Origin of the sequence: Myxococcus sp. RHSTA-1-4 (assembly GCF_020037125.1) — a bacterium.
GTDB lineage: Bacteria > Myxococcota > Myxococcia > Myxococcales > Myxococcaceae > Myxococcus.
On sequence record NZ_JAIQDG010000009.1, the window covers coordinates 1 to 21,169 of the forward strand.

The 21,169-nt window shown below is 70.1% G+C and carries 18 protein-coding genes; 10 read left to right on the top strand and 8 right to left on the bottom strand.

Features of this window, described 5'->3' with window-relative positions:
• Positions 1–441 precede the first annotated feature (441 nt).
• From K8638_RS14395 to K8638_RS14405, 3 genes are all read left to right on the top strand, one after another.
• Positions 442–3,300: a protein kinase gene (locus K8638_RS14395; protein ID WP_223755087.1), complete on the top strand. Its 2,859-nt coding sequence runs from the start codon at positions 442–444 to the stop codon at positions 3,298–3,300.
• Positions 3,301–3,399: 99 nt separating this feature from the next.
• Positions 3,400–4,770 carry a KamA family radical SAM protein gene (locus tag K8638_RS14400; protein ID WP_223755088.1) on the top strand — a complete coding sequence of 457 codons (1,371 nt, stop codon included), beginning with the start codon at positions 3,400–3,402 and terminating at the stop codon, positions 4,768–4,770.
• Positions 4,770–6,017: a KamA family radical SAM protein gene (locus K8638_RS14405; protein ID WP_223755274.1), complete on the top strand. Its 1,248-nt coding sequence runs from the start codon at positions 4,770–4,772 to the stop codon at positions 6,015–6,017. The genes K8638_RS14400 and K8638_RS14405 overlap by 1 nt, the downstream gene beginning before the upstream one ends.
• A 26-nt stretch (positions 6,018–6,043) precedes the next feature.
• On the opposite strand, the gene K8638_RS14410 is transcribed toward K8638_RS14405, so the two are convergent.
• The 3 genes from K8638_RS14410 to K8638_RS14420 all read right to left on the bottom strand — a co-directional run bounded on the left by K8638_RS14410 (position 6,044) and on the right by K8638_RS14420 (position 7,727).
• Positions 6,044–6,682 carry a hypothetical protein gene (locus K8638_RS14410; protein WP_223755089.1) on the bottom strand — a complete coding sequence of 213 codons (639 nt, stop codon included), beginning with the start codon at positions 6,680–6,682 and terminating at the stop codon, positions 6,044–6,046.
• A 94-nt stretch (positions 6,683–6,776) separates the two neighbouring features.
• On the bottom strand, positions 6,777–7,109 hold the full coding sequence (locus K8638_RS14415) for a hypothetical protein (protein ID WP_223755090.1): 333 nt from the start codon (positions 7,107–7,109) through the stop codon (positions 6,777–6,779).
• Between the two features lie 66 nt (positions 7,110–7,175).
• Positions 7,176–7,727 carry a hypothetical protein gene (locus tag K8638_RS14420; protein ID WP_223755091.1) on the bottom strand — a complete coding sequence of 184 codons (552 nt, stop codon included), beginning with the start codon at positions 7,725–7,727 and terminating at the stop codon, positions 7,176–7,178.
• 72 nt (positions 7,728–7,799) lie between these two features.
• On the opposite strand from K8638_RS14420, the gene K8638_RS14425 reads away from it, so the two are divergent.
• From K8638_RS14425 to secF, 6 genes are all read left to right on the top strand, one after another.
• Positions 7,800–8,909 carry a SpoIID/LytB domain-containing protein gene (locus K8638_RS14425; protein ID WP_223755092.1) on the top strand — a complete coding sequence of 370 codons (1,110 nt, stop codon included), beginning with the start codon at positions 7,800–7,802 and terminating at the stop codon, positions 8,907–8,909.
• A 60-nt stretch (positions 8,910–8,969) separates the two neighbouring features.
• Positions 8,970–10,055 (top strand): tRNA preQ1(34) S-adenosylmethionine ribosyltransferase-isomerase QueA, encoded by a 1,086-nt coding sequence (gene queA / locus K8638_RS14430; RefSeq protein WP_223755093.1) that lies wholly within the window; start codon positions 8,970–8,972, stop codon positions 10,053–10,055.
• A gap of 5 nt (positions 10,056–10,060) precedes the next feature.
• Positions 10,061–11,257: a tRNA guanosine(34) transglycosylase Tgt gene (tgt, locus tag K8638_RS14435; RefSeq protein ID WP_223755094.1), complete on the top strand. Its 1,197-nt coding sequence runs from the start codon at positions 10,061–10,063 to the stop codon at positions 11,255–11,257.
• Between the two features lie 142 nt (positions 11,258–11,399).
• Positions 11,400–11,756, top strand: coding sequence for a preprotein translocase subunit YajC (gene yajC, locus K8638_RS14440; protein ID WP_223755095.1), 357 nt, complete (start codon positions 11,400–11,402; stop codon positions 11,754–11,756).
• Positions 11,756–13,528, top strand: a complete 1,773-nt coding sequence (secD, locus tag K8638_RS14445) for a protein translocase subunit SecD (protein WP_223755096.1) — start codon at positions 11,756–11,758, stop codon at positions 13,526–13,528. The genes yajC and secD overlap by 1 nt, the downstream gene beginning before the upstream one ends.
• A 27-nt stretch (positions 13,529–13,555) precedes the next feature.
• The gene (gene secF, locus K8638_RS14450) at positions 13,556–14,722 is read left to right on the top strand and encodes a protein translocase subunit SecF (protein ID WP_223755097.1); all 1,167 of its coding nucleotides are present in this window, start codon (positions 13,556–13,558) and stop codon (positions 14,720–14,722) included.
• A 99-nt stretch (positions 14,723–14,821) separates the two neighbouring features.
• On the opposite strand, the gene K8638_RS14455 is transcribed toward secF, so the two are convergent.
• On the bottom strand, positions 14,822–15,418 hold the full coding sequence (locus K8638_RS14455; RefSeq protein WP_223755098.1) for an outer membrane beta-barrel protein: 597 nt from the start codon (positions 15,416–15,418) through the stop codon (positions 14,822–14,824).
• A 227-nt stretch (positions 15,419–15,645) separates the two neighbouring features.
• On the opposite strand from K8638_RS14455, the gene recJ reads away from it, so the two are divergent.
• A complete protein-coding gene (gene recJ, locus K8638_RS14460) occupies positions 15,646–17,358 on the top strand; it encodes a single-stranded-DNA-specific exonuclease RecJ (protein WP_223755099.1) in 1,713 nt (570 codons plus the stop codon).
• A 48-nt stretch (positions 17,359–17,406) separates the two neighbouring features.
• On the opposite strand, the gene K8638_RS14465 is transcribed toward recJ, so the two are convergent.
• The 4 genes from K8638_RS14465 to K8638_RS14480 all read right to left on the bottom strand — a co-directional run bounded on the left by K8638_RS14465 (position 17,407) and on the right by K8638_RS14480 (position 20,997).
• Positions 17,407–17,637, bottom strand: coding sequence for a YHS domain-containing protein (locus K8638_RS14465; protein ID WP_223755275.1), 231 nt, complete (start codon positions 17,635–17,637; stop codon positions 17,407–17,409).
• Between the two features lie 143 nt (positions 17,638–17,780).
• Positions 17,781–18,539 carry a hypothetical protein gene (locus K8638_RS14470; protein ID WP_223755100.1) on the bottom strand — a complete coding sequence of 253 codons (759 nt, stop codon included), beginning with the start codon at positions 18,537–18,539 and terminating at the stop codon, positions 17,781–17,783.
• 11 nt (positions 18,540–18,550) lie between these two features.
• A complete protein-coding gene (locus K8638_RS14475; RefSeq protein ID WP_223755101.1) occupies positions 18,551–19,837 on the bottom strand; it encodes a hypothetical protein in 1,287 nt (428 codons plus the stop codon).
• Between the two features lie 23 nt (positions 19,838–19,860).
• Positions 19,861–20,997 carry a hypothetical protein gene (locus K8638_RS14480; RefSeq protein ID WP_223755102.1) on the bottom strand — a complete coding sequence of 379 codons (1,137 nt, stop codon included), beginning with the start codon at positions 20,995–20,997 and terminating at the stop codon, positions 19,861–19,863.
• Positions 20,998–21,169: the final 172 nt, after the last annotated feature.

Here is a 21,169-nt window from a genome sequence, read left to right on the forward strand (position 1 = left end):
GGAAGTTAAGCCCTCCAGAGCCGATGGTACTCCGCGGGAAACCGCGTGGGAGAGTAGGTCGCTGCCGGATTCTTTTTGAAGACCCCCGTCGCCCTCGTGGCGCCGGGGGTCTTCTTTTTTCCGCGTCCGGCGTCGCGGGCGCCTGGGCCCGGGTCGGGCCTGGCGCCGCGGTGCTACGGCACGCGGAGGACGGCCTCGCCGACGGGGTTCATTCCCGCCACCTGGCGGATCCTGATGGAGCTGCCGCCGTGCGTCGTGGAGGCCTCGCTTCCGGGACGGTTTCCAGCGGCTTCTGGAGGGGTTCAAGCCCCCGGATTCGTTGAGCTTTCCGGGGCGGGCGCGGGTTTGACTCCCTGTCGGGGCTGGGACTAGAGTCCAGTCCTCCCCCCGGTCTGTGCACCGCCTGCCGCGGTGCCCCCCGGCGCCGGGTAGCTCCACGAGATGAAGAAGCCGACCCTCTTTGGGAAGTACCTGCTCCTCGAGCGCATCAACGTCGGCGGCATGGCGGAGGTGTTCATCGCGAAGGCCTTCGGCGTCGAGGGCTTCGAGCGCATCCTGGCCATCAAGAAGATCCTCCCCACGATGGCCGAGGACGAAGAGTTCATCACGATGTTCATCGACGAGGCGCGGATCAGCGTTCAGCTGAACCACGCCAACATCGTGCACATCCACGAGCTCGGGAAGCACGACGACACGTACTTCATCGCCATGGAGTACGTCGCCGGGCGCGACGTGCGGACCATCCTGGAGCGCTACCGGCGTCGCAAGGAGATCATGCCCACCGCCCAGGCGGTGTTCGTCGCCTCCAAGATGTGTGACGGCCTGGACTACGCCCACCGGAAGAAGGACGCGCGCGGGCAGGACCTCCACATCATCCACCGCGACATCTCGCCTCAGAACATCCTCATCTCCTACGAGGGCGAGGTCAAAGTCATCGACTTCGGTATCGCCAAGGCGGCGAACCGCTCGCAGAAGACGCAGGCCGGCATCCTCAAGGGCAAGTTCGGCTACATGAGCCCGGAGCAGGTCCGGGGCATGCCCATCGACCGGCGCAGCGACATCTTCGCCGTCGGCGTGCTGCTGTACGAGATGCTCACCGGCGAGAAGCTGTTCGTCGGCGAGTCCGACTTCTCCACGCTGGAGAAGGTGCGCAACGCCGACGTCCCGCTGCCCCGCGAGTTCAACCCGAACATCCCCCCGGGGCTGGAGAAGGTCGTCCTCAAGGCGCTCGCGCGTGAGCCGGAGGAGCGCTACCAGTGGGCGTCCGACCTGGCCGAGGACCTGATGCGGTTCCTCCTGGCCGGGGACGCCATCTACTCGTCCAAGCATCTGTCCTCGTACATGAAGGAGGCCTTCGCCGAGGACATGCTCCGCGAGGCGGAGAAGATGGAGCGCTACGCCTCCATCGAGCGCCCGGACCAGATCGAGACCTCCGGCGTCACCGTGCCGCCGCCCTCGGCGCCCCAGCGCTCGGGCTCGCAGTCCCAGAAGCGGGTCCCGCCGCCGGCCGTCGTGGTGACGGGAACTCCCGCGGGCCGCGCGCCCACCTCGCCGGCCCAGCCCGCGCCGGGCTACATCCCGCCTCCCTCCGACGAGGAGCTCGCGGAGATGGACGGAGGCGGGGCCGACAAGACGCAGATTGTCGACTCGACGCAGACCTTCCGCGCGCCCGAGACGCGCATCGCCGACAGCAGCGTGGTGGTGGACGACAGCATCACCGGCCGCTCGGAGAACCCCATCCAGGGCGGTGGTACCGCCTCGGCCTTCCCGGCTCCGGGGGAGTCCTCGGCGCGCAAGGGCAAGAGCGGCCCCAAGGCCCAGGTCGTCATCAGCAACGAGGAGGGTGAGGCCTACGCGGGCGCCACGATGATTGGCCCCGCGCCCACCGCGCCTCCGTCGCGCTCGCGCCCGGCCCCGCCTCCGCCAGAGGACGAGGCCACGGGCGACATCCCCCTGCCGGTGAGCAGCAAGAGCAGCCGCGCCCCCGCGCGCGCGCCGCAGCCCCGGGCGGAGCCGGAGCCGGTGGCCTACGACGACCCGCAGGACTACGAGGGCGCGGGCCGCGACGACTACGGCGACGAGGATCCTCCGACGTACGACGAGTCTCAGGAGCCTCCGGAAGAGGAGGTCACCGGCTCGCTGCCCTCCGCGCCCGTGGCGAAGAAGGGCGCGAAGGCCGCGCCGCCTCCCGCGAAGGTCAAGGCCAAGGCGCCTCCGCCGGCCAAGAAGGGCAAGCCCACGGGCGGGAAGCAGCTTCCCAAGCCCGTCCTGTTCGCCGCGGCGGCGGGAATCGTGCTCCTGCTGGTCGTCATCGCCGCGGTGGCGCTGAGTCCGCCCTCCGCCGGCGAGGTCACCTTCATGGTGTCGCCGTCCCAGGGCGCCCGCATCGAGGTGAACGGCAAGCAGGTGGAGCTCAACACGCTGCTGTCGCTGCCTCCCGGCCAGTACCGCGTGGTGGCAAGTGCTCCCGGTCACCAGTCTCGGGAGCAGCTGGTGGAGGTCGTCGCCGGAAAGCAGACCCCGGTCTCCCTGGCGCTCAAGCCCGCCGGGGAGGCACCCGCCGAGCCTTCGGAGCCCCCGGCCAACCCCGATGGGTCGGGGACCGCCGCCGCTGGCAATCCGGAGCAGGGGGGGACGGCCCAGGCCGCGGTCAAGAACCCGGAGAATCCAACGCCCGCCGGTGCCGAGGGGACGGACACCGGCACGGGTGATACGGCCAAGCCCGTGGCGAAGAACCCGACGCCCGAGACGCCCCCCGCCCCCAGGAAGGTCGCCGCCATCTTCGAGGGGCGGGACGGCGCGGAGATCTTCGTGAATGGCACGCGCCTGGGGCGCACGCCGGACGCGCGGGCCGCCGACCTGGAGGTCGGGAAGAAGTACAAGTTCACGGCGAAGCTCGCCGGCTACAAGACGTACGCGGGCGAGTTCACGGCCGACGGCCGCGACGAGGAGATGACGGTCGCTTTCGATCTCACGAAGGAGCCCGAGCGCGAGCCCGTGCGCGAGCCGGTCCGCGAGCCGCGCACCCCCAAGCCGCCTCCGACGCAGGTCGTCACGAAGCCGAAGCCGGGGAAGGTGATGGGCAAGTTCGCGTGCAGCACCAAGCCCGCCGGCGCCGACATCCTCGTGGATGGCAAGAAGACGGGCCGTCAGACGCCCGTGCCGCTGAGCGCCCCGCTGATGCTTCCGGTGGGGAACCGGAAGGTGTCCTTCCGGCTCAACGGCAAGACGACCAAGCCCGTGGTGGTGGCCATCACCGAGGACGGTGTGGCCAAGCTGCTCAACGTGCCTATCGAGTGAGGGGGCGGGCATCCGGCACCCCCTTCGATTGTTGGATGAAGTGGGGCTCCGTCGCGGTATGACGCCCGCCCGCAACGCTGCAAGCCAAGGTGATGCGCCATGCAAACGACGCCCATTCGGGGCAAGGCCGAGGCCGGCCCCGCTCAACAGCCCTTCACGTACCCGCTCCGCAAGGAGTTCGTTGAACCCGACTGGCGTCGCATCCCCGGGTACAAGGACGTCTCCGCGGCGGAGTGGGAGAGCGCTGTCTGGCAGCGCAAGCACACCGTCAAGAACCTCAAGGAGCTGAAGGCGACCCTCGGCGACCTGCTGCCGGAGGACCTGGCGGAGAGCATCGAGCGGGATCAGCGCGAGCGGGCGACCATGTCGCTGCTGATTCCGCCGCAGATGTTCAACACGATGAACCTGCAGGACCTGTGGAACGACCCGGTGCGGCGCTACATGCTGCCGGCGTTCGCGGACCGCCTGACGGACTGGCCCAACCACCCGAAGGCCAGCCGCGACAGCCTCCACGAGGCGGACATGTGGGTGGTGGAGGGCCTCACGCACCGGTACCCCACCAAGGTGCTGGCGGAGATGCTTCCCACCTGCCCGCAGTACTGCGGCCACTGCACCCGCATGGACCTGGTGGGCAATGACGTGCCCCAGGTGCAGAAGCACAAGTTCGGCATCGGCCAGAAGGAGCGGTACGAGCAGATGCTCGAGTACCTGCGCCGCACGCCGACGGTGCGCGACGTGGTGGTCTCCGGCGGTGACATCGCCAACCTGCCGATTCAGACGCTCGAGCCGTTCGTCAGCGCGCTGATGGACATCCCGAACATCCGGGACATCCGCCTGGCCAGCAAGGGCCTGATGGCCATTCCCCAGCACTTCCTCCAGGACCAGGTGCTCGCGGGCCTGGACCGGCTGGCGAAGAAGGCCGTGGAGCGGGGCGTGGACCTGGCGCTGCACACGCACGTCAACAACGCGCAGCAGCTCACGCCGCTGGTGGGCAAGGCGGTGCGCAAGCTGCTCGACATGGGCTTCCGCGACGTGCGCAACCAGGGCGTGCTGCTGCGCGGGGTGAACGACAGCGCGCAGTCCCTGCTGGACCTGTGCTTCACGCTGCTCGACCACGCGAAGATCCTGCCGTACTACTTCTACATGTGCGACATGATCCCCAACAGCGAGCACTGGCGGGTGTCGGTGGACAAGGCACAGAAGCTCCAGCACGACATCATGGGCTACATGCCGGGCTTCGCCACGCCGCGCATCGTCTGTGACGTGCCCTTCGTCGGGAAGCGCTGGGTGCACCAGGTGGCGGAGTATGACCGCGAGCGCGGCATCTCCTACTGGACCAAGAACTACCGGACGGGCATCGAGGCGAACGACCCCGACGCGCTCAACCGGAAGTACGAGTACTTCGACCCCATCGACACGCTGCCAGAGGCCGGCCAGGCGTGGTGGCGGGAGCAGCAGAAGGCCGCGTGATGGATTCCTCGGCGCTTCCGGTGGCGCGTCCGCCGGAGCCTGGTACCTCGCCGCGCCCCTCGCTCAGTGACGAGGGGCGCCGGCGCCTGTTTCCCGCCGCCACCGACGCGGAGTGGGCGGACTGGCGCTGGCACCAGCGGCACGCGGTGCGAGGACTGGAGCAGCTCGAACGTTACGTGCCGCTGACGCCCGACGAGCGCGCCGGCGTGCAGGAGACGTCCGCGCTGTTCCGCATCGGCATCAGCCCGTACTACCTGTCGCTCATCGACCCGGAGCACCCGTTCTGCCCGGTGCGGATGCAGTCCATCCCCGTGAGGGCCGAGGCGCGCATCCGTCCGGGCGAGCTGGCGGACCCGCTCGGTGAGGACAAGACGCGCCCCGAGGAGTGCATCGTCCACAAGTACCCGGACCGGGTGCTCTTCCTCGCGCTGGACACGTGCTCCGTCTACTGCCGCCACTGCACGCGGCGGCGCATCACCCAGGGAGGGGTGGCGGAGCTCTCCAAGGAGCAGATGCGCCGGGGCATCGAATACGTCCGGCGCCACCCCGAGGTGCGCGACGTGCTCATCTCCGGCGGGGACCCGTTCCTGCTGAGCGAGGCACGGCTGGAGGAGCTGCTCGGGCCGCTGAGCGAGATTCCCCACGTGGAGATGATTCGCATCGGCACGCGCGTCCCCGTGGTCCTGCCCATGCGCGTCACCGATGCGCTGGCCCGCACCCTGCGGCGCCACGCGCCCGTCTTCGTCGTCACCCACTTCAACCACCCGAAGGAAGTGACGCCCGAGGCGCGCGAGGCGTGCGAGCGCCTGGTGGACCATGGCGTGCCGGTGGAGAACCAGGCCGTGCTGATGCGGCGGCTCAACTCGGACGCGCGCATCATCAAGGAGCTGTCGCACCTGCTGCTGCGCAGCCGCGTGCGGCCGTACTACCTGCACCAGATGGACGTGGCCGAGGGCTGCGAGCACCTGCGCACGCCCATCGCCAAGGGGTTGGAAATCATCCAGCAGCTCCGCGGACACACCACCGGGCTCGCCGTGCCCCACCTGGCGGTGGACCTGCCCGGCGGCGGCGGCAAGGTGACGCTCCAGCCGGACTACGTCGTCGAGCGCGGCGAGCGAGAGACGCTGTTCCGCAACTACAAGGGCGAGCAGTACGCCTATCCCGAGCCCGAGGAGACCGACTGCGCGTGCCCGTACGATGACGTGTGGCAGGCCCGGGCCCGCGAGTACGGCTACCGCAAGGGTTGAAGTGGAGGGGCGGCGGCTCCGGCGCGTCAGTCGTCGCCCGAGGCACGCCGCCGCTTCACCACGCGCTTCTTCTTCGCGCCGCTGGAGCTGGCACGCGCGGCCGGGCGCTTCTCGGGCTTCTCGTCCAGTTCCTGCTGCAGGGCACCGACGTCCACCGGAAGGTCGGCGGTAGCCTCGTCGCCCGGGACGCCCACGTCCACGACGGGCTCGGCCCCCTCGGCGACTTCCAGCTCCACCGGCTCCTTGTCGCTGATGCCCAACTGGACGTGAACGTCCTCGGCCGACTTCTCCCCCGTGTCCTGGGGCTGCTTCGCGGCCTGGGCCAGCTCCTCCAGCCGCTTCTTCTCGGCCTCGGCGCGTGCATTGTCCTCGGGGCGCATCCGCGCCTCGTAGCGCGCGTACTCCTTCGCCGACACGCCGTGCTTCTCCAGCACCGCCGCCGCCGCGGCCTGCTGCTTGTCGATGGCCTGCGCCCGCTCCTCGCTGCTCAGCTCCGAGGGCTGGCGGTTGCCGAACTCCTCGTTCACCTTCGCCAGGGCCTGCGACTCGTCGCGGCGGATCTGCGCCACCTTCTCCGGCGTCAGCTCGGCGCCTTCTTGCGCGCGAGCCACGCCCGGAAGGACGAGCCACGATGCGGCCAGCAGTAGCGGGAGTCGGGTGGTCATGGCGGGGAGCCCCGTTCGAGAGACGCCCGGCATCTAAGCACGGCGGCTCCAGGGGCGCACCGGTTGGTGGTGCGCCCCGTCCGTGAAGGAAGGCTCAGCCCCCGCAGCGCGCGCAGCCATCCTTCGCGCTGGAGCACTGCTCACGCCCCTGGGCACAGCGGGGCGGCAGGTCGTCCCGGTCCGGGTTGCGCTCCACCAGCGAGCACAGCTCTTCCGCCACCGTGCAGGTCCTCGAGGCCACGTCGCACTCGTCCGCGCAGGACAGGCCGTCCTGCTGGGCCCGCGCGCTCAGCTCCTCCAGCCGCGCCGAGGCCCCGTCGATGGCCGCGTCGTCATCTCCGGCGACCCGGGTGTCCACATTCTTCGCGCAGCCAGCCAGGGCGAGGCCGGCCAGGAGCAGCAGCAGGGCAGGGGAGGGAGCACGCATGGCTCCACCCATATGCGCCTCCGCGCTGTTCCGTCCAGAGGCAGCGCCCGTGTCCGCACGCTCCCCTCAGCGCTGGTCCGGCGTGGTGTGCACCGGCGGGCGCGGGCGGCGCGGCGGCTCCTCGGGCCTCGACAGGTACAGGTACGCCGTCAGCGCCAGCAGCGCGGCCACCGCGAGCCGCCGAAGCCAGTCCTCCCGGCGCCGGTGCGGTGATGCCGCGTCCTCCCGCGCCGCCGCTTCCATGCCGGCCGCCACCTCGGCCCCCACCTCGCGCAGCCGGCGGCACGGTTCCACCACGGGCACCAGTGCCGCCGGGAAGCGGGCGTCCTCCCGCGCCAGTGCCTCCGACAGCATCCGCGCCCAGGCGGATTCCTCGTCCTCTCCGGCCGGCTCGCGCGCGGGCAGCCCCACCTCCCGGGCCAGCGCGACGCCCGCTCGCAGCAACAGCACCGAGAAGGCCTCCACCGACACCCCATAGAACGCCGCGCAGGCTTCCAGGGGGCGGCCCTCCACCAGCCGGTGGAGGAGCATCGCGGAGGGGCGGGGCTCCATCGCCCGCAGGGCCGCGGTGAGGGCGGGAGGGGACAGGCGGGATGCGTCGGGCGCGGGGGACGTCACGGGCGCGACATCCTCTCCCATCCGCCGGCCGTTTTCTTGAGGCTCGAACCCATACACCTACACTTCCCGTCCATGTTGCGACCTGTTGCGCTCGTCCTGCTGCTGCTCGCCCCCCTGCGCGCGCTCGCCGTGGAGACACTTCGCATCGCCATCGAGGACTCGGGCGGTGAGGTGAAGGTGAGCGGCCGCGGGCTCGCCTTCGGTCCCGACAGCGAGGACGCCACCTTCGTCCCCATCCCCTCCGGCCAGGCCACCATCCGGCGCCGGGGCCCGAAGCTGGAGGTCAATGGCGCGCCCGTGCTCGAGGGCTCGGTGCGCTTCCGTGCCGGCGCCGCTTCCACCGATGACGCCGGCGTCCCCGGCGACGAGCCCATCAAGGCCGGTAGCGCCCAGGTGCGCGGCGACGTGGTGGTGCGTCCCTTCCGCGACGGGCTCCAGCTCATCAACGTCATCCCCCTGGAGGACTACCTCGCCGCGGTGCTCGGCAGCGAGATGCCCGTGTCCTTCCCGCCCGAGGCCCTCAAGGCCCAGGCCGTGGCCGCCCGCACCTATGCCCTCCACAAGAAGCTGGAGGCGTACAGCAACGCCTTCCACCTGGGCAGCAGCGTGCTCCACCAGGTGTACGGAGGCGTCAACCGCGAGGACCCACGCACCCGCGCCGCCGTGGAGGCCACCCGCGGCCAGGTGCTCACCTACGAGCTGGCCCCCATCGAGGCCTACTTCCACGCCTCCTGCGGCGGCCGCACCGAGTCCGGCCAGGATGCCCTCCAGCGGGACCTCCCGTACCTCCAGCCCGTCGAATGCCCCTGCGGCAGGCTGCCCGCCAGCCGCTGGAAGGCCTCCATCTCCGACACCGAGGTGAAGTCCGCCCTCCGCCATCCCGCCCAGGGCCTGCGCGTGGCCGGCCGCACGCCCACCCGCCGCGTGCGGAGCGTCACCCTCGGCGACGGCGCCTCGATGGGCGGGGTGGAGCTGCGGCGGCGGCTCGGCTACACGCGCCTCAAGAGTCTGGACTTCGAGGTGGAGCGCACCGACCGGGGTTATGTGTTCTCCGGACGCGGTTATGGCCATGGGGCCGGTCTCTGCCAGTGGGGCGCCAAGGCGCTCGCCGACAGGGAGCGGGACTACCGGGAGATTCTCTCCCACTACTACCCCGGAGCCGAGCTGCAGCAGCTCTACTGAGGCCCCCGCTTCCGGCGCGCTTTCCGCGGCGGCGCGGGGGCTGCTACAAGCGCCACCCCCGTGTCGTCCCGCCTCTCTGACTACGACTTCGAGCTTCCCGAGTCCCAGATCGCCCAGGCCCCCCTGGCCGAGCGGGACGCCTCGCGCCTGATGACCGTGAGCCGGTCCTCGGGTGCCTGGACCCACCGCCGCTTCACGGACCTGGCCGAGCTGCTGCGGCCGGGCGACCTGCTCGTCCTCAACGACGCTCGCGTCATCCCCGCGCGCCTGCTCGGCCAGAAGGCCGGCACCGGGGGGCGCGTGGAGCTGCTGGTGGTGCGCCCTGCCGCCTCCACGCTCACCTCGGCCGCGCTCTCCGGCGCCCCCGAGTCGCTCGAGTGGGTGTGCCTGGGGCAGGCCTCCAAGGGGCTCAAGCCCGCGCAGCGCCTCACCTTCGCCGGCGGCCTGGAGGCGGAGGTGCTGGAGGCGCTCGGAGGCGGGGAGTACCGCGTGCGCTTCCACGCGCCCCCGGGCACCTCGCTGGCCTCGCTGCTGGAGGAGGCCGGGCGCCTGCCGCTGCCCCCGTACATCACCCGAGAGCCCGACGCCGCGGACGCCGAGCGCTATCAGACGGTCTACGCGCGCGCCGCGGGCGCCGTGGCCGCGCCCACCGCGGGTCTGCACTTCACGCAGGGCCTCTTCGATGCCCTGGAGGCGCGGGGCATCCACCGCGCGCTGGTGACGCTGGACGTGGGCCCGGGCACCTTCCTGCCGGTGCGCGAGGAGGAGCTGGACAGGCACCACATGCACCCGGAGCGCTACACCGTGCCCGAGGCCACCGCGAAGGCGGTGAACGCGGCCAAAGCCGAGGGACGGCGCGTGGTGGCGGTGGGCACCACGGTGGTGCGCACGCTGGAGTCCGCCACGGACGGCCAGACGGGCCGGCTGCGCGAGGGCCCGGGGGAGACGACGCTCTTCATCCGCCCGGGCTTCACCTTCCGCCAGGTGGACGTGCTCCTCACCAACTTCCATCTCCCGCGCTCCACGCTGGTGGTGCTGGTGAGCGCCCTGCTGGGCCGCGAGCGCACGCTGGCGGCCTACGCGGAGGCGGTAGGCGCGGGCTACCGGTTCTTCAGTTACGGCGACGCCATGCTGGTGTCGGAGTGAGCACCATGGACGCAGAGCGGCAGGCAGGGCAGCGGGGCGAGAAGGGCGACTCGCGGGTGGCACCGGGACTGGTGCGCTTCGAGTTGCTCCACGAGGACAAGGGCACGAAGGCCCGCCGGGGCCGGCTGCACACGCCCCATGGGCCCGTGGAGACGCCCATCTTCATGCCCGTGGGCACCGTGGGCAGCGTCAAGGGCGTGGGGCCGGATGACCTGCTCGCGCTGGACGCGCAGATCATCCTCGGCAACACCTACCACCTGATGCTCCGCCCCGGAGAGTCACTGGTGGGGGAGCTGGGCGGCCTGCACCAGTTCGTCTCCTGGAACCGGCCCATGCTCACCGACAGCGGTGGCTTCCAGGTCTTCAGCCTCTCCGAGAAGCGCAAAATCACGGAGGAGGGCGCCGCCTTCCAGTCCCACCTGGACGGCGCGCGGCACTTCCTCACGCCGGAGCGCTCCATCGACATCCAGGAGACGCTGGGCGCCGACATCATCATGGCCTTCGACGAGTGTCCGCCCTCCACGTCGGACCGCGCCTACCTGGAGCAGTCCCTGGCGCGCACCACCCGCTGGCTGCACCGGTGCGTGAAGGCCTGGAGCCGCGAGCGCTCGTCCCTCTTCGGCATCGTCCAGGGGGCGCTCCACGAGGACCTGCGCAAGCGCCATGCCGAGGAGGTGTGCGCGGTGGACCTGCCCGGCTACGCGCTGGGAGGCTACTCGGTGGGTGAGGCCCCCGAGGCCATGCACGCCAGCGTGGCGTACTCGGCGCCCCTGCTGCCGCGCGACAAGCCCCGCTACCTCATGGGGGTGGGCACCCCCGTCGACCTGGTCACCTGCGTGGAGGCCGGGGTGGACATGTTCGATTGCGTGCTGCCCACCCGTTGCGCACGCAACGGCCTGCTCTTCACCTCGGAGGGCAAGCTCGTCATCCGCAATGCTTCATTCGCGAAGGACCCCCGGCCGGTGGACCCTGCGTGTACCTGCTACACCTGCCGCAACTTCAGCAGGGCCTACCTCCGGCATCTCTTCGCCGCAGGGGAGATTCTGGCCATGCGCCTCAACACCATCCACAACCTCCACTACTTCCTGGGGTTGATGGCGGAAGTCCGCCGCGCGGTGTCAGAGGACCGGTTCGCCGCCTTTGCCCGGGAATTCCGTGAGCGCTCCCGCGCCCAGGAGACCGAGCGGACCCGTGGCCGGTGAGCGTCCGGATGGATTGCCGGGCTTCCCGCGTTCACTTGCTCACATGGGGGCCCCTTGCTAAGAGGGCCCCCTTTCGGGATGGGTTCCTCGGGCAGTGTGGGGGGCCCCCCATCCCAGGCCTTCCTCAACCGACGAGGCAGTTGTGGCTGAGAGCTTTCTGATTCTGGCGCAGGCCGGGGGCGGCGGTAACCCGCTGGGCACCCTGGGTTTCCTGGTCGTGCTGGTGGCGATCATGTACTTCGTGATGATCCGCCCGCAGCAGAAGCAGTTGAAGGAGCACCGGGCGCTGCTCGGCTCCCTGAAGAAGGGCGATGAGGTCATCACCTCGGGCGGCATGCTCGGGAAGATCCACCTCGTCGACGAGCGGACCGTCACGCTGGAAGTGGCCAGCGGCGTGCGCATCCGCGTCCTCAAGACGGCCATCAGCGCCAAGGGCACTGTGGCGGAAGGCCCGCAGGCGGCGACGGCGGGCGAAGAGAAGAAGAAGGAGGAGAAGTAATGAACCGCGGCTGGTGGTGGAAGTTCGGACTCATTGTCGCGGTGACGCTGGGGACCGTCTGGTTCCTCATTCCGACGTACTACTCGCTCGTGGTCCTGGACCGCGACCAGCGCAACAACCTGGCACTGCTCGAGGAGCGGATGCCGGCGTGGGCGCCTCCCGCAAAGTACCGCCTCAACCTGGGGCTGGACCTGCAGGGTGGCATCCACATGGTGATGCGGGTCGACACCAAGACCGCGCTCCAGAAGCGCACCGAGCGCCGCGGCCAGCAGATCGCCAGTTACATCAACGACAAGAAGATTGGCGAGGTCAGCGCGGATACGGACCCGGAGAAGCTCCAGCTCACCCTGACGGCCAAGGACCCGGCGACGATGGACGCCATCGAGAAGGAGGTCCTGGCCACCTTCACGGACTTCACGCGAGTGAGCCGTGACGGCGCCACGCTGGTGCTCGCGCCGGACGAGGGCCAGACGAACTTCTTCCGCGAGGACGCCGTCAACCAGGCGATGCTCGTCATCCGCCGCCGCATCGACAAGTGGGGCGTGGCGGAAGTGGACGTGCGCAAGCTGGGCACCGACTCCATCCAGATTTCGCTGCCGGGCCGCAGCAACCCGGAGCAGGCCAAGGAGCTGGTGGGCACCACCGCGCAGCTCGAGTTCCGGATGGTGGACGACAGCAACCCGCAGTTCTTCGCGCAGATGTTCCAGCAGAACCCGCCGCCGCAGGGCAGCAACATCACCCTGACGGAGGAGGGCGGCTTCCCGCAGCTCTCTTCGCCGTCGCGCGAGGCGCTGCTGGAGTACACGAAGGACAAGGTGCCGGACAACCGCGTGGTGCTCACCGAGTGCATCGCCGACCCGGTGCGGAAGAATGACTGCGCCTCCTACCGCAGCTACCTGGTGGAGGAGAACGTGCCGCTGACGGGCGAGAGCCTGGCCGGCGCGGACGCGTCACTCAGCCAGCTCAACGAGCCGGAGGTGAACATCGCCTTCGACCCGTCGGGCGCGCGCGAGTTCGAGAAGCTCACCGAGGCGGGCGTGGGCCGGCGCATGGCCATCGTCCTGGACGACAACGTCCACACCGCGCCCAACATCAACGAGAAGATTGGCGGCGGCCGGGCCCGCATCACCATGGGCCGCATGGGCGCGCGCACCTTCGAGGAGTGGCTGGGCGAGGCGCAGACGCTGGCGCTGGTGCTCAAGGCCGGCGCGCTGCCGGCGCCGGTGACGGTGGGCGAAATCCGTCAGGTGGGCGCCAGCCTGGGTGACGAGCTCATCAAGAAGGGCGGCATGGCCGCGCTGGTGGGCGTGGGGCTCGTCCTCCTGTTCATGGCCGTCTACTACAAGAAGTCCGGCATCATCGCGAACCTGGCGCTCGTGCTGAACGGCCTGCTCATCCTGGCGGGGCTGGCGCTCTTCAACGCCACGCTGACGCTGCCGGGCATCGCCGGCTTCGTGCTGACGCTGGGCGTGGCGGTGGATGCGAACGTGCTCATCAACGAGCGCATCCGCGAGGAGCTGGGCCACGGCAAGACGGCCCGGGCGGCGGTGGACCAGGGCTATGACCGCGCCTTCTGGACCATCTTCGACTCGCACGTCACGGCGCTCATCGCCGCGTTCATCCTGTTCTTCACGGGCACCGGTCCCATCCGGGGCTTCGCGACCACGCTCATCATCGGCCTGCTGGCGTCGCTGTTCACGTCCATCGTGGTGACGCGTGTCTTCATGACCTACTTCGTCCACGGTCGTAACGCGCAGTCGGTGTCGGTCTGACCGGCCCCAGCACGGGAACGCACTGCCATGCAGATTCTCAAGAACAAGACGAACATCGACTTCATCGGCAAGCGCAAGCCGGCCGTATTCCTCTCCACCATCATCAACCTGGCCATCATCGTGGGGATTGCCGCGTTCGGGTTCAACCTGGGCGTGGACTTCGCGGGCGGCACGGTGGTGGAGCTGAAGTTCGACCACTCCATCACCGCGGAGCAGGTCCGTGAGCGCGCCCAGAAGGGCGGCCTCGAGGACGTGAGCGTGCAGAACATCGGCGCGGCGGACGAGAACTCGTTCCTGCTCCGCATGGGCGGCGTCACGCAGCTCAACGAGGAGAGCGCGGCCAAGGCCAAGGCCGCCATCGAGGGCCTGGGCAGCGTCCGCAACGTGTACGCGGACCTGGCCAACGGCATCGTCAACTTCCGCTCGGCCACCGCGCTGCCCTCCGACGCCATCAAGAAGGCGGTCGAGGGCAGTGGCACCGGCGTGCAGGAGGTCCGCGAGCTGGGCGAGGCGCAGGGCGGCGGCTTCGACTACCAGGTGGTGGCCAGCGGCATGGCGGACAAGGTGTTCTCCGCGCTGGGGCAGGGCCTGGAGAAGCCGGACTTCGAGCAGCGCCGCGTGGACTACGTGGGTCCGCAGGTGGGCAAGCAGCTGCGCAACCGCGGCATCATGGCGCTGCTGTACTCCATGGTGGCCATCCTCATCTACGTGGCGTTCCGCTTCGACTTCAAGTTCGGCCCGGGCGCGCTGCTGGCCATGGTCCACGACGTCATCATGGTGGCGGGCTACTACCTGGTGACCCGGCGCGAGTTCAACCTGACGTCCATCGCCGTGCTGCTGACCGTCGTCGGCTACTCGGTGAACGACACCATCGTCATCTACGACCGCATCCGCGAGGACATGGCCAAGTTCAAGGGCAAGCCCTTCGCGGAGGTCATCAACATCGCGGTCAACGACACGCTGGGCCGCACCATCCTCACCTCCCTCACCACGGCGTTGTCGCTCATCGGCCTGCTCATCTTCGGCGTGGGTGAGATCTTCGACTTCGCCGCGGCGATGCTGGTGGGCATCGTGGTGGGCGTGTACTCGACCATCTACATCGCCAGCCCGCTGACCATCTGGCTGGACGAGCGTGCCGCGGCGAAGGAAGCCCGGCAGGCCCGGCACGTCGACCAGCACCCGAAGACGGCGTGAGCCACCACCCTCCCGGCCGGCACTCCGGCCGGAAGCGGTGACACGACGAGGGCCCTCCTCCCGAGCAGTGGGAGGCAGGGCCCTCGGTGTTTTCGGGCGTCAGAAGCGCGCGCCCAGCGTGAGGGTGGCGTCCAGCAGGCCGGCATTGGCGTCGTCGTCCGGGACGTTCTGGGCCCAGTCCTCGCTCAGGAGCACGCGGTAGGTGGTGCGGAAGCCCGCGGTGAGGGCGCCGCTGTTGAACTCGACGCCGGCCGCCAGGGGGACCTCCTGCATCGTGTCCGAGTCATAGAGGTCCGCGGCCTGCCCCTGCACGTCCACGTAGGACAGGCCCAGGCCGGCCCCCACGAAGGGACGCACGGCGGTGAGGAAGGGCGGGGAGAGCTTGAGCAGCGCGCTACCTCCCTGACGGACGAGCGAGGGCTCCTCCAGCAGGCGGAAATCCTCCACGCCATTCTGCGAGCCCTCGTAGCCCAGCTCGAAGCCGATGAAGGTGGTGGGCTGCACGTTGAGCGTCACGCCCCAGGCGGGGCCGGTGCTGGTGAAGTCACCCAGGCTGCCGGTGTAGTCGCCGACGCCGCCGCGCACGAACACGTTGACGTCTCCCCGCTGGCCCTCCCTGCGCTCCTGCGCGGACGCGGTGCCTGCGGCGGTGAGGGCCAGGGCGAGCGCACCCGCGGCGATGCCTCTTGGAACCATGCCGTCCTCCTGTCTGGGGGTGTGCGGTTCAAGCTGTGCACCGGTCGCACGCCGTGTCTCCCACGGGCAGGCGACAGGGCGAGCGCATGACTGAACGCCCATTCAGGAAGGGAAAGGTCGTGCCCAAGGTTGACCTTCCCTCGTCAGACGTCTGAGGTACTGTCTGCATGTCAAGAATTCGTCCCGGTAACCGCCCCCGTGGGGAGGTCCGAGGAGGGGCGCTGCGCGTGCGGTGGTTGCTTCCAGACGTGGTCGACGACGAGGTTGCGTCCCTGGCCGGGGAGCTGTCGCTCCATCCGCTCGCGGCGAAGGTGCTGCTGCATCGCGGGTACCGGACACCGGAGTCCGCCGCCGCGTTCCTGTCCGACAAGCTGGCGGACCTGCCGGACCCGTTCCGGATGAAGGGGATGCCGGTGGCGGTGGAGCGCCTGACGCGCGCGCTGCGCAACCGGGAGAAAGTCACCCTCTACGGGGACTACGACGTGGATGGGGTGTGCTCCACGTCGCTGCTCTACCTGTTCCTCAAGGAGCTGGGCGCCCCACCGGCCACGTACATCCCCCACCGCCTGGACGAGGGCTACGGCCTCAACCTCGGCGCGGTGGAGCGCATCGCCGCGGACGGCACGCGGGTGCTGGTGACGCTGGACTGCGGCATCGCCTCGGTGGCGGAAATCACCCGCGCGAAGGAGCTGGGCCTGGACGTGGTGGTGGTGGACCACCACACGGTGCCGACCACGCTGCCGCCGGCGGTGGCGGTGCTCAACCCGCACCAGCCCGGCTGTGAGTACCCCACCAAGGCGCTGTGCGCGGCGGGCGTGGCCTTCAACTTCTGCATGGGCATCCGCAAGCGGCTGCGCGACGACGGCTACTTCGCCACCCGCAAGGAGCCCAACCTCCGCCTGCTGATGGACCTGGTGGCGCTGGCCACCGTGGCGGACGTGGTGCCCCTCACCGGCGCCAACCGCATCCTGGTGTCCCATGGCCTCCAGGAGCTGAGCGCCGGCCGCCGCCCGGGCGTGCGCGCCCTCAAGGAGGTGGCGGGCATGGACCCCGACGCCTCCGTCACCGCAGGCCAGGTGGGCTTCCGCCTGGGGCCCCGCATCAACGCCGCGGGCCGGCTGCATGACGCGTCGCTGGGCCTGCAGCTGCTCACCTCGGAGTCGCTGGAGTCGGCGCGCTCGCTGGCGTCCGTGCTGGACCGGGCCAACGCGGAGCGCCAGGGCATCGAGAGCCACATCCTCACGCAGGCGCTGGCACAGGCCGAGTCCCGCAAGGACGCGCGCGGCTTCGTCCTCTACGAGGAGGGCTGGCACCCGGGCGTCATCGGCATCGTCGCCTCGCGCGTGGTGGAGCGCTTCCACCGGCCCACCGTCATGGTGGGGGTGAAGGACGGGGTGGGGAAGGGCTCCGCGCGCAGCATCGAGGCCTTCCACCTCTACGACGCGCTCAGCGGGTGCTCGGAGCTGCTGACGCGCTTCGGCGGGCACAAGCACGCCGCAGGCCTCACCATTGACGCGGAGAAGCTGCCGGCCTTCCGCGACGCCTTCGAGAAGATTGCCCTCCAGCGCCTCACGCCGGAGGACCTCATCCCCCGGTGCCGGGTGGACGCGGTGGTGAACCCGCGCGAGCTGGACGCCAACGCGGTGGAGTCACTCCAGCGCCTGGGGCCCTTCGGTCAGGGCAACCCGGAGCCGGTGCTGGTGCTGCGCCGGCAGCTCGCCCGCCCGCGCGTGCTGCAGCCCAAGTCCGGTACCGGCAGCGGCCACCTCAAGCTGGCCCTGGCGGAGGCGCCGGAGCTGGACGCCATCGGCTTCAACATGGCGGACCGCGTGCAGCTCGTGGAGGGGCCGGTGGACCTGGCCTTCCAGGCCGGCTTCGACACCTTCCGCGGCCAGCGCAAGCTGTCGCTGCGCCTCAAGGACGTGCGCAAGGCGGCGTGACGCCCGTGGCGCTTCCCGCGGGCCCTGAAGCCAGAGGGCCCGGGCGCCTCAAGCAAGCCCCCAGCGCACCCGGCCCGGCGTCATCAGCGCGCCGACGCGGGCCAGCTCATTGAGGCGGAAGCGCTCCGCCTGACGCTCGAAGGCGTGACGGCACCGCTCCGAGCAGAAGAAGTACCGGCGCTTCTTGTACTCCGCCGTGGGCCGGCCCTCGGGTGTGTCCAGTTGTTTCCCACACACTGGATCCCAGTGCTGTCCCTGTCCCTGCCGCGCGCCCTTCATCATCCGCCTCCCCGCCCCCAGGGAGCCCACGGCCCCCGCCCACGGGGAGGGTAAGCACGGCACATGCCAGGGCTCATCTCCTTGCAACGCCAAGGAGATGAGGGCACGAGAGGGCGGGAGGGGTGGAGATTTTTCCGTGTTCTTCAGAAGGCGGTACCGACGCTGCCGCCCAGGAAGAAGTCGTTCATGTAGCCGCGGCGGAAGGCGAGCGCCTCCACCCGGAAGGCGAGGCGGAGGTTGCCGGAGGACGTCAGCCGGGGACGGCCGCGGAAGCCGAGGCCGTACTGGAGCAGGGGCTTGAGGCCGTTCACCTTCGTCACGTTCGCGTCCACGGTGAGGGAGGTGGCCTGGTAGGCGAGGCCGCCGCCGGCCTGGGCGAAGAAGCCGAAGTCCGACTTGCCCAGCTTCAGCTCATAGGCGGGGGCAATGGTGAAGTAGTGGAGGCGGGTGTCGCCGCTGATGAAGCGGGTGCCGTCGCTGAGGCTGCCGTAGGTCCACCGGAGGTCCGCCCAGAGGGCCTCGCGCAAGGGCTCGCTGTCGAGGATGCGGCCGTACTCCCAGGTGGCGCGCACGCCGAGCCCCACGCGTGTGTCGGCGAAGTCGCCGCGGGAGCTGTCCACGAACAGGGCGCCGGTGATGAACTCCACGGCCACGCCGAGGTTCGGGTCATCCAGGCCGGAGAGCGCCTTGAAGTCGCCGTCCTCGCCCTCCTGCTCGGAGACGCGGCGGAAGTCGTCCGTCTGGTCCACGTTCTTCACGCGGCGGTCATAGGACTCGTCATCCTCCTCGGAACGGGAGGTCTCCTCGTCCGGGTAGGCGTACGGGTCATCATCGTCCTGCGCGAGGGCGGGGGTGGACAGAACAAGGCCACCCAGGAGGCAGCGTACGAGCCAGGTCTTCACGGGTGAGGTCCTCATCCTTCGGTGGGCAGCGCGGGGCAGGTGGTGCCGGGCGTGGAGCTGGCCGGGCAGAGGTTGGGATTGGGGGTGCCGACGAGCAAGTCCCTCGGAATCTGCAGGTGGTCCATCAGCTCGTTGCAGACGGCCTCCTTCAGCCTCAGGTCGGTGACGTGGGTGATGATGGCGCCCACGGCCACGGCCAGGGTGAACCTGGACTGGTCATTGAGGTTCTGCTGGGCGAGCTGGTAGAGGCCCGGCGTCTGCGGACTCGAGTCGTTGTAGGCGGCGACGACGGAGCGCATCAGCACCTCGCGCTGCCCGGTGTTCTCTCCGGCCTGGTAGAGGGCGCTCGCGATGAGGGTGCCCACCTCGTACTCCTTGCCGCTGAACTCGCCCAGGCCCTGGTTCAGGAGCTGGTTGCGCAGGGCGGCCGTCATGCAGCGGTTCGTCACGGCGAGGTCGCGGTTGGCGGCAATCTGCGCGTACTCGCCCTCGAAGGACGTGCCGAGGAAGCGCGTGTCACAGCCCTTGATGGACCGGCAGGTGGTGCCGTAGGCGTGGAAGTCCGCCAGGCCCTCGTCGAGCGACTTGAGGATGTTGGCGCCCGGGCTGGGGCTGGAGGAGGACCAGAGCGACAGCGCCTCCGGGAAGGGCGCGCCGTTGTAGGCCTTCAGGTTGAAGACGCGGTGCGAGTACTCGTGGGCGATGATGCCGGCGTTGATGGCCAGCGGGGCGCGCTGGAGCTGGTCGAACGGCAGCACCATGAACGACGCCATGGGCGAGAAGTAGAGCGCGTTGTCGACCAGCGGGTCCTTGTCGATGTCGGCGATGACGAACTCGGGGAAGTAGTACGTCTTGACCGGGTCCTTGAAGTCCGCCGCGGGGATGTTGCCCACGTTCTGGAAGTAGTCGAAGGCGCGCTCGAGGTTGTAGTACGCCGTCACCATGTTCCAGGTGTGGAAGTCCGCCGGCCAGAGGATGCCGTCCTGGTCGATGTAGCTGGCCTTGACGTCATGGCCCGCCCCCTTGAGGAGGGCGTTGGCGAAGGCCTCGGGCGTCGTCGCGGTCTGCAGGTCCTGGTCCTGCGAGTCGTAGACGATGCGGGCGCCTCCATGGAGGTCGGCCACCGTGCCCTTGAGGCCAACGATGTCGGTGACGGTCTTGAGCTCGACCTCCTGGGGGACGTACTCGCCGTTGCTGGAGAGCACCAGGGCCTGGACCTTGACGGGGGCGCTCGTATCGGGCGCGCAGCCGGCGGCCAGGCCCAGCGTGGCGGTGGCGGCAATGACTGTTCGGAGCATGACGCCGTTTTACTCCGGACCGGTCAGAACGTGTATTCCCCCCCGAGCGAGAGAAGGCCGGAGCGGACCCGGGAGGGCTCCGCGGCGTCCGTCCCGTCCTCCGCGGCCTCCAGGTGGTCCACCTGCAATGCCACCGAGGCCCACACCCGCACCGGTTCCCCCAGACGCACCGTCCAGCGGGTGGCCAGCACGTGGGACAGGCCCTCGCCGGGGACGTAGCGGGTGAAGGCGTAGGAGAGCTGCCCCCGGACGTCCCGGGTGGCGCGCCAGGTGACGGAGGGCTTGACGTCGAAGCGCGAGGGGGCGGTGGGGATGCCGGTGGTGGCGTTGACGTCCGAGATGCGCTGGGCCACCCCGGAGCCCACGTCGCGGTTGATGCGGGTGCTCAGGCCCAGCAGGGCGCGGCGGGCTTCCAGGGCGTTCTCGAAGCGGCGCGTGAGCTCCGCCGTCTCCTCGTCGGTGAACTGGCCGGCGGTGAGCGGGTCCTCGCTGTAGAGCGTGAGGCCGGCGCGCAGGCCCAGCTCCCAGCGCAGCCCCAGCAGCAGCCTCGCGCCCAGGGAGGGCCGCGCCACCCAGAGCAGCTCCTCGCGGGAGTAGCGCACCGTCGTCCCGGTGCGCGAGGGGACGATGATTTCCCGGCTCAGCGGGTGGCGGGTGAGGGAGAGCCCCGCGTCGAGGCCGAACTCCACGCCGGAGAAGCCCGCCGAGTCGTAGGCCGCCGACAGCAGCAGGGACTGGCTGGAGTACCCGGTGCGCGCGTCCACGCCCGGCAGGCCCAGCCTCGGCCGCTCGGGGGCCAGCTCGGTGAGCGTGCTCTTGGGCAGCCCCACGCTCGCCATGACGGCCACCAGCCAGTGCTCGCCCAGGACACGGTCCAGGCCCACGGAGAGCTGGTGTGTGGCCGCGGTGCCCGCCTCGGGCCGGGCGGCGGTGTAGCCGAGCGTGAGGAAGGTGGTATTCCCAGCGAGCCCCATATCGCCGAGCAGGCTCCAGGCCCGGAAGCCCCGGCCCGCGCTGACCTCCGTGGTGACGGAGACCTCCCGGGCCTCCTCCGCGAGCGCGGGCCGCGCCATCAGCCCCGAGGCGACGAGCGCGAGCGTGGCGAGGCTCCGCCCGAGCCGGCCGGGCGGGTGGAGCGCGGACCTGGGTTCCCCCTGCATGGAGCCAGCAACACGCGGGAGGGCCCGGAGTTGCGGGCCGGGCGCGGAAGGCTGGCGGGCAGGGGAGGCGTCAGGAATCCGCCCGAAATCCGACCGTTTGAGGGGAGTGAGGCATGCGCGGATTCCTTGACGCGTCGTTTCCACGATCCGTATGGTGCCGCGCTTTCCCTCC

What these genes read in the sequence shown, in the direction of transcription:
- K8638_RS14410 (WP_223755089.1), bottom strand. Translation starts at nt 6,682, where the DNA reads ATGACCACCCGACTCCCGCTACTGCTGGCCGCATCGTGGCTCGTCCTT.
- K8638_RS14415 (WP_223755090.1), bottom strand. Translation starts at nt 7,109, where the DNA reads ATGCGTGCTCCCTCCCCTGCCCTGCTGCTGCTCCTGGCCGGCCTCGCC.
- K8638_RS14395 (WP_223755087.1), top strand. Translation starts at nt 442, where the DNA reads ATGAAGAAGCCGACCCTCTTTGGGAAGTACCTGCTCCTCGAGCGCATC.
- K8638_RS14425 (WP_223755092.1), top strand. Translation starts at nt 7,800, where the DNA reads ATGTTGCGACCTGTTGCGCTCGTCCTGCTGCTGCTCGCCCCCCTGCGC.
- secF (WP_223755097.1), top strand. Translation starts at nt 13,556, where the DNA reads ATGCAGATTCTCAAGAACAAGACGAACATCGACTTCATCGGCAAGCGC.
- K8638_RS14480 (WP_223755102.1), bottom strand. Translation starts at nt 20,997, where the DNA reads ATGCAGGGGGAACCCAGGTCCGCGCTCCACCCGCCCGGCCGGCTCGGG.
- K8638_RS14405 (WP_223755274.1), top strand. Translation starts at nt 4,770, where the DNA reads ATGGATTCCTCGGCGCTTCCGGTGGCGCGTCCGCCGGAGCCTGGTACC.
- tgt (WP_223755094.1), top strand. Translation starts at nt 10,061, where the DNA reads ATGGACGCAGAGCGGCAGGCAGGGCAGCGGGGCGAGAAGGGCGACTCG.
- K8638_RS14400 (WP_223755088.1), top strand. Translation starts at nt 3,400, where the DNA reads ATGCAAACGACGCCCATTCGGGGCAAGGCCGAGGCCGGCCCCGCTCAA.
- K8638_RS14475 (WP_223755101.1), bottom strand. Translation starts at nt 19,837, where the DNA reads ATGCTCCGAACAGTCATTGCCGCCACCGCCACGCTGGGCCTGGCCGCC.
- K8638_RS14465 (WP_223755275.1), bottom strand. Translation starts at nt 17,637, where the DNA reads ATGAAGGGCGCGCGGCAGGGACAGGGACAGCACTGGGATCCAGTGTGT.
- secD (WP_223755096.1), top strand. Translation starts at nt 11,756, where the DNA reads ATGAACCGCGGCTGGTGGTGGAAGTTCGGACTCATTGTCGCGGTGACG.
- K8638_RS14455 (WP_223755098.1), bottom strand. Translation starts at nt 15,418, where the DNA reads ATGGTTCCAAGAGGCATCGCCGCGGGTGCGCTCGCCCTGGCCCTCACC.